Below are 6,269 nucleotides of genomic sequence, written 5' to 3' on the forward strand. Positions count from 1 at the left end.
GCTATTACCGCCCGTGCCGGGTTGGCTGCACAGCGTGTCAAGAGGGCCTGGCGCCGTCGCCGCACAGGTTCGCCGGGTTGGGTGGCCGTGGCGGTCGGAGGGGCGGTGACAGCCGCATGGCCGTCCTCTCGGCGGGCCCTACTCCTGGGGCTGCCAGGCGTAGCGGACGTCCGGCTCGTGTTCCTCGTTGCGCGATCCGTCGGTGTGCTCGACGGCGAGGAATCCGTGCCGCTCGTAGAACCGTCGGGCCGGTCCGTTGACCTGGAACGTCCACAGCCCCAGTCCGCCGGGCCGCCGCTGCTTGGCCACGTCCATGAACCGGTCCCCCACGCCCCGGCCGCGCCACGACGGATCGAGGTGAAGCTGTTCGAGCTCCTCGCCGTCGAGGACCAGGAGCCCGATCACGGAGCCCTCGGCGACGGCTACCCAGGTCTCGTACTGCGGCACGACCACATGGGAGAACCAGTTCCTCACCTCGTCGTCACCATGCGCGCGTCGCACGGTGGGCAGCGCGGCGGCGAAGGAACGCAGCCACACATCGGCGATGCCGGCCGCGTCGGAGTCGTCCGCACGCCGAAACACGAGATCATCACTGTTCACAGTGCGCGACTCTCACAGACGAGGGACCCGGACGCATCCGGGTTTCCCCACCGGATCGGACACCCCGGTGAACCTGTGCGGTCGGAACACCGGGAAGGCTCAGTGGACGGACAGCCCGCCGTCCACGAAGAGGGACTGCCCGGTGACGAACGCCGACGAGGTGCTCGCCAGGAAGACGGCCGCGCCCGCGAAGTCCTCGGCGAGACCGTTGCGGCCGACCATCGTGCGGGCGGCGAGCGAGGCGACCTTCTCGGGGTCGGCGGCGAGGCGCTGGTTGAGCGGGGTCAGCACGAAACCGGGCACCAGGGTGTTGGCGGTGACGCCGTACGGGGACCAGGCCTCGGCCTGCGAACGGGCGAGGGACTCCAGGCCGCCCTTCGACACCCCGTACACCCCGCTCTGCACGAACGCGCGGTGCGCCTGCTGCGAGGTGATGTGGATGATCCGCCCGAAGCCGCGCTCGGCCATGCCGGGACCGAACCGCTGGCCGAGGAGGAAGGGCGCCTCCAGGTTCACGGTCATCGTGGTGTCCCAGACGTCCTCGCCCGTCTCGCCGAGGGGAGGCCGGAGGTTGATGCCCGCCGAGTTCACCAGGATGTCCGGCTCCCCGAAGACGGCCGCCGCCGCCTCCGCCCCGGCCCTGATCCCCGTACGGGTGCTCAGGTCGGCGCTGACCCAGGCGGCCCGGCAGCCGTCAACGGTCAACTCGTCGACAGACGCGACGAGTTCCTTCTCCTTGCGGGCCACGATCACGACACGCGCCCCGGCGCGGGCGAGGGCCCCGGCGATGGCACGGCCGATGCCGGAGCTGCCCCCCGTGACGAGGGCGGTACGCCCTTCGAGGGAGAAGAGACCGGAGAGGTAGCCGCCGGGGGTGGTGCTCATGGGTGTGTCGCTCCTCGCGTCGCGCGTGTACCGGCCCGCCGGTGTGAGGTGACGGGCAGGTACACGCATCCTGTCAGACGCGCAGACGCGGCTCAGAGCAGGTGGTCGAGGAACTCCGTCCAGGCGACGGGCGCCACGGCGAACCGGGGGCCGTCCGGGACCTTGGAGTCGCGGACGTGGACGGTGGAGGGGCAGGTGGCGACTTCGACGCAGTCGCCGTCACCACTGCTGCTGTAGCTGCTCTTGAACCAGGCCAGGTCTGTGGTGCTCATGTTGCTCCTCGCATCTCCCGCAACAGGCTCACGGACTCCTCGAAAGACAGAGCCTGTGCCCGCATCCTGGCATATCGCTTCTGCAGGATGCTGATCTCTTTCGGGTCGGCGATGAGGTGGGCGGCACGCTGTCCCTCGCAGTAGGCATACCACTTGTTCTCCGGAGTCTCCAGGAGTTGCAGAGGCCCGCCCAACCCCGCGTGATGACCGCGCGACTGCGGCATGATCTGGATGTCGATGTTGCGGCGGGCACACAGGTCGAGGACGTGGTCGATCTGCTCCCGCATGACCTCCGGGCCGCCTGTCAGACGGCGCAGTACATGCTCTTCGACGATGAAACTGTAGATCGTGTGGGGGCGCTCCGTGAGCAGTTTCATCCGCTCGACGCGGGCGGCGAGCGCGGCCTCGATCTCGTCGTCACCCAGCGCCGGGATCTGCTCGTCGAACAGCGTCTTCGCGTACGCCGGCGTCTGGAGCAGGCCCGGCACCAGTCGGTTCTCGTACGTGTACAGCGTCACCGCCTGGAGTTCCAGCCTCGCCCACTGGCGGAACCAGCTCGCCAGTCCCGGCTTCCGCGCCAAGTGCTTCGCCGCCGCCCGGATGACCCCGAACGCGTCGAGCACCTCCTCCGCCCGTGCCACGAAATCGGCGGAAGGTAAACGCCGGCCCTGTTCGATCGAGGCGATCGTCGGCACCGAGTAGCCGACCGGCGGCGCGAACTGTTCCTGCGTCAGCCCGGCCCGTTTCCGGAAGGCCTTGACCACCTCCCCGAACGCCTTCAGGCTGTCCGACGCCTCCGGTTCGTTTCCTCCCGGACCTTCGCCCGGTACCTCGTCCGTCACCCCGGCCACCTCCCGCACCCGTGCGCTCGTGTTGAACCGCACCCATGCTCACGGGTAGTGACCGGTACCGTCCAGAGCGTGAACCCGTACGCTGTCGCAGCGTACGGGTTTCTGAGCTGGTAACGGGCCCCGGGTGACGCCACATTGGCCCCATGACCTCCCCCGTGACCCGCGAAGAGACCGTCACCGTACGTGTGTTCGCGCAGCGTTTCAGCTCGACTCCGCGTGGCGCCAGGCTCGCCCGCCGGCTCGCTCTCCACCAACTGCACCGCTGGGACTTCCCGTACGGCTCCGGGATCTCCGAGACCGTCGGGCTGCTCGTCGCCGAGCTCGCCGCGAACGCCGTGACCCACGGCCGGGTGCCCGGGCGCGACTGCGAGCTGAGGCTCGCGTACGCGCCCGGACCGCTGCTCCGGGTCGACGTCTCCGACACCCGGGGCGAGCGGCGCCCGGCCCTCAGGGCCCCGGCGGTTCTCGACGAGGGCGGGCGCGGCCTGCTGCTCGTCGAGGCGCTGGCGTCACGGTGGACGGTGCTCGATCGCGCACCGGTCGGGAAGACCGTACGGGCGGAACTCGACCTCGCCGTTCCGTGAGTCGGTGCTGTCCGAGGTATGCCAGACGGGCACTTCGATGGACCACCTCGTGCCCAGGAAACCGGTGTTCGGCTGGAGCTGAACGGTATTGGGGCCTGGGTGGCCGTCGAGCATGCGCGGTCCGTCCGACGCGCCGAGGCACGTGAAGACGGTCTTGTCCTCCGGTCCGGTGGAACGCAGCCACTTGGCGCCCGTGAACGGCTCGGCGGTGTGCCGTACGAGTTGAACGGTGCCTGTGAACGTGTTCCCGTCGAGGTAGCGGTCTTCGTTCAACCCTTCGACCATGTCGATGATGTTGTGGAGACTGTGATCCTGCATGCACAGGAACGTGTACTGGCTGCCCCGCCTCTCATAACCAGGTTCGCCTTCTACCGCCAGTCGTTCGACTTGCCCGGTGAATCAAGGTTGTTGACGCTTCAAGGGGGGTTACGCGTTCGGCCCGCACCGCTTCTGCGAGCTGAACGCGTTCCTCAGGTGGTCCTGCGGCGCCGGGCCTACTCTGCCGGTCGTGAAGACCGTACGGGCCGGACGTGGCCACGACCCTGATTGCCGACATCGGGCAACCGGGCCGTGACCGGTGTGCTCGCATCGCCACATGAAGCCACCGGGTCGTCTGCCTCATGTGCTCATGTGCTCATGGGCTCATGGGCACGGACACGGTCGAAGGGGGGCGGAAGACGTGGCGGCGATGTCGAACGCGGAGAGTTCCGGCGCGCGGGGGAGGCACGGCCGAGGGAGTCCTGGGGGTGCGTGCGAGCCTCTGGCTGTCGCTTTCGTTCGCGCTGCTCCTGGGCGCGCTGTCGGGACTCGTGATGCTTCCGGCGGCGCAGCATCTCCGCTCGCTCCACAACGGGCAGCGGGCCGAGGCGACGCTGGAGACGAGCGGCCCGTGCATGACGGGCGGGTGCAAGGTCTCGTTCGAGGCCGAGGGGCGGACCGTGGTGGCGGGGCTGCCGGTGGGGAGTGGCGGCAGGTCCAGCCGGATCGGTACCCGCCTGGACGTCCGGCACCAGGCGGACGATCCTCAGGTGGTCGCCCGTGAAGAGGACGTCAGTGGCGGCGGGGCGGCCGTGCTGGCCGTGGTGTCGGGCGCCGCCGCCCTTCTCTTCGCGGTGCTGTCGGTCTGGTCGGCGGTCTTCATGCGGCGGCAGCGGCGCGCGGAGCCCGTCAGGCCGAGCGCGCACGGCTGATCGCGCTCGACGCGGTATGCGAGCACGTCCTGCTCGCCGACGAAGGGAACGAGTCGTGCATCGTGATGCGGGACATCGAGAGCAACGAGTTCTGTCTCGACAGGGCACCGACCTCTCCCAGCACCCCCGAACACCTCGCCGCCGTCGTCGCGGAGCTCAACAGCCGGCCGCGCAAGACGTTCGGGTGGGGGACCCCGGCTGTGGGCATGGGTGAGTCGCTCATTCCGGGAGTCGAGACGGCCCCGCCGGCCGGGGCGGGTCGTGTGTGGTCGCGGGGCGCCATTCCGGCCACGTTGACGCCTCTGCCTGGTCAGGTCGGCGTTCTGGCTGGGGCGCCCCGCGCACGAGAGGCGCGCAAGGGGGAGTGAATAGGGCCGTTTCGTGCCCGGGAGAGTGATCTCACCGGATTCGGGGTGAGGCGCGGGTGTTCGCGTCGGGACGATGGCTGTGTTCGGCATGATCGCCGCCACGCAAAAGGAGACGTCGAAGTATGTCCAAGCCTGTCGTCAACATCTGGGGTACCCCTCCGGGGTCCGAGCGCGCCGCCGTGCAGTCCGCTCCCTGGGACACCAAGTGGGACCTCGGCAACCGGGCCACCGCCAGCGGGACCGCGTGGGTCTTCTACAGCGAGCCCGACCAGCCGGCCCTCAAGCGGCCGGTGATCCTCTCCGACGGCTTCTCTCCGGCGGGAACCGACGTAGACGTTCTGTACGACGGTCTGGAGAACGGGGCGTACCCGTTCGTCTCCACGCTGCGCGCGGCCGGCTTCGACGTCATCCTGCTGGGCTTCGCCGACCGCGCCGCCTCCATCCTCGACAACGCCGAGGTCGCGATCGAGTGCATCATGCGGACGATCGCCGAGCGCGAGGGCGAGCACCCGCTGACGGTGGGCGGCTTCAGCATGGGAGGCCTGGTCACCCGCTACGCCCTGGCCAAGCTGGAGCGCCAGCGGATGAACCACGAGACCGCCACCTACCTCTCCTACGACACCCCGCACCGCGGCGCGTGGCTGCCCCTGGGAGTCCAGGCGTTCGCCCACTTCGTGAAGGACAACTGGGGAGGCGAGGGCAAGCCGCTCTACAACCTCTACTCCGACCTGATCAACAGCCCCGCCGCGCGCCAGATGCTGCGCTGGCACCTCGCAACCGGAACCAACACCACCCTCGACGTCGCCGCCGGCCAGGACAAGGAACGGACCGACTTCCTGGACGCACTGGAGCGGATGGGCAGCTGGCCCCAGATCCCGCGCCTGCTCGGCGTCGCCAACGGAACGGGTACCGGCGCCGGAAACGACATCCCCGCCGACAGCCCCGCGATGGAGACCTCCGGACCGAAGGTGACCGCGCAGCTGCGTACCCAGGGCGAGGGACAGAAGACCGTTGCCCGGATGCAGAAGGAGGGTCAGGACGAGGTCTCGATCAACACCACCGGCTTCCCCGAAATCGACGGCGCCCCCGGCGGGCTCTTCCCCGAGCTCCTCGGCGGCGCCGCCAACTTCGGCGTGGCCGCCCTGCTGGCCAACCTCATCAACACCCCCGACAAGGCGGACCTCGCGCACAACGCCTCCACCTTCGTCCCCACCGTCAGCGCCGTCTCGTCGGCCGCCATCGACAACGGCGACGCCCTCTACGGCAAGATCGACCCGGAGCACAGCGACCTTCACGACTTCCTCTGCGCCACCACCAACGAAGGCCACACCGTCATGACCCGAGAACTCGGCGAGTGGATCGTGACCAAGCTCAAGGACGCGTAACCCCAGCCGGAACGCCCATACGAAGCCAGAGGGGTGCGGGGGGGGGGCGGGGGGGGGGCCCCCCCGCGGCCCCCACGCCCCCCCCCCGCCAGGAAGGGGGGACGGGGGGGGGGGGGAACGAGAAAAAGCCCCCA

8 protein-coding genes are annotated in these 6,269 nt (G+C 69.5%); 3 read left to right on the top strand and 5 right to left on the bottom strand.

The genetic code is table 11. From position 1 onward, the window contains the following. Positions 1-138: 138 nt before the first annotated feature. The 4 genes from ACFWUY_RS09440 to ACFWUY_RS09455 all read right to left on the bottom strand — a co-directional run bounded on the left by ACFWUY_RS09440 (position 139) and on the right by ACFWUY_RS09455 (position 2,599). On the bottom strand, positions 139-600 hold the full coding sequence (locus ACFWUY_RS09440; protein ID WP_384104304.1) for a GNAT family N-acetyltransferase: 462 nt from the start codon (positions 598-600) through the stop codon (positions 139-141). A 99-nt stretch (positions 601-699) separates the two neighbouring features. Then, on the bottom strand, positions 700-1,485 hold the full coding sequence (locus ACFWUY_RS09445) for an SDR family NAD(P)-dependent oxidoreductase (RefSeq protein ID WP_384104307.1): 786 nt from the start codon (positions 1,483-1,485) through the stop codon (positions 700-702). 92 nt (positions 1,486-1,577) lie between these two features. Further along, entirely contained in the window at positions 1,578-1,757 is a 180-nt protein-coding gene (locus ACFWUY_RS09450) for a DUF397 domain-containing protein (protein ID WP_384104310.1), read from the bottom strand. Further along, positions 1,754-2,599, bottom strand: a complete 846-nt coding sequence (locus tag ACFWUY_RS09455) for a helix-turn-helix domain-containing protein (RefSeq protein ID WP_384104312.1) — start codon at positions 2,597-2,599, stop codon at positions 1,754-1,756. Before ACFWUY_RS09455 ends, ACFWUY_RS09450 begins: the two co-directional genes overlap by 4 nt. Before the next feature lie 152 nt (positions 2,600-2,751). Between ACFWUY_RS09455 and ACFWUY_RS09460 the strand changes: the two genes are divergently transcribed. Further along, positions 2,752-3,192, top strand: coding sequence for an ATP-binding protein (locus ACFWUY_RS09460; RefSeq protein WP_384104315.1), 441 nt, complete (start codon positions 2,752-2,754; stop codon positions 3,190-3,192). Here ACFWUY_RS09460 and ACFWUY_RS09465 read toward each other — a convergent pair. Beyond that, complete coding sequence (locus ACFWUY_RS09465; protein ID WP_384104318.1) at positions 3,118-3,510, bottom strand: hypothetical protein; 393 nt, start codon at positions 3,508-3,510, stop codon at positions 3,118-3,120. The genes ACFWUY_RS09460 and ACFWUY_RS09465 overlap by 75 nt on opposite strands. A gap of 428 nt (positions 3,511-3,938) precedes the next feature. Between ACFWUY_RS09465 and ACFWUY_RS09470 the strand changes: the two genes are divergently transcribed. Beyond that, complete coding sequence (locus ACFWUY_RS09470) at positions 3,939-4,382, top strand: DUF3592 domain-containing protein (protein WP_384104322.1); 444 nt, start codon at positions 3,939-3,941, stop codon at positions 4,380-4,382. 490 nt (positions 4,383-4,872) lie between these two features. Continuing rightward, on the top strand, positions 4,873-6,135 hold the full coding sequence (locus tag ACFWUY_RS09475) for an esterase/lipase family protein (RefSeq protein WP_384104326.1): 1,263 nt from the start codon (positions 4,873-4,875) through the stop codon (positions 6,133-6,135). Positions 6,136-6,269: the final 134 nt, after the last annotated feature.

This window comes from Streptomyces sp. NPDC058664 (genome assembly GCF_042716635.1).
Taxonomy (GTDB): Bacteria; Actinomycetota; Actinomycetes; order Streptomycetales; family Streptomycetaceae; genus Streptomyces.

What these genes read in the sequence shown, in the direction of transcription:
- ACFWUY_RS09445 (WP_384104307.1), bottom strand. Translation starts at nt 1,485, where the DNA reads ATGAGCACCACCCCCGGCGGCTACCTCTCCGGTCTCTTCTCCCTCGAA.
- ACFWUY_RS09450 (WP_384104310.1), bottom strand. Translation starts at nt 1,757, where the DNA reads ATGAGCACCACAGACCTGGCCTGGTTCAAGAGCAGCTACAGCAGCAGT.
- ACFWUY_RS09460 (WP_384104315.1), top strand. Translation starts at nt 2,752, where the DNA reads ATGACCTCCCCCGTGACCCGCGAAGAGACCGTCACCGTACGTGTGTTC.
- ACFWUY_RS09465 (WP_384104318.1), bottom strand. Translation starts at nt 3,510, where the DNA reads ATGCAGGATCACAGTCTCCACAACATCATCGACATGGTCGAAGGGTTG.
- ACFWUY_RS09475 (WP_384104326.1), top strand. Translation starts at nt 4,873, where the DNA reads ATGTCCAAGCCTGTCGTCAACATCTGGGGTACCCCTCCGGGGTCCGAG.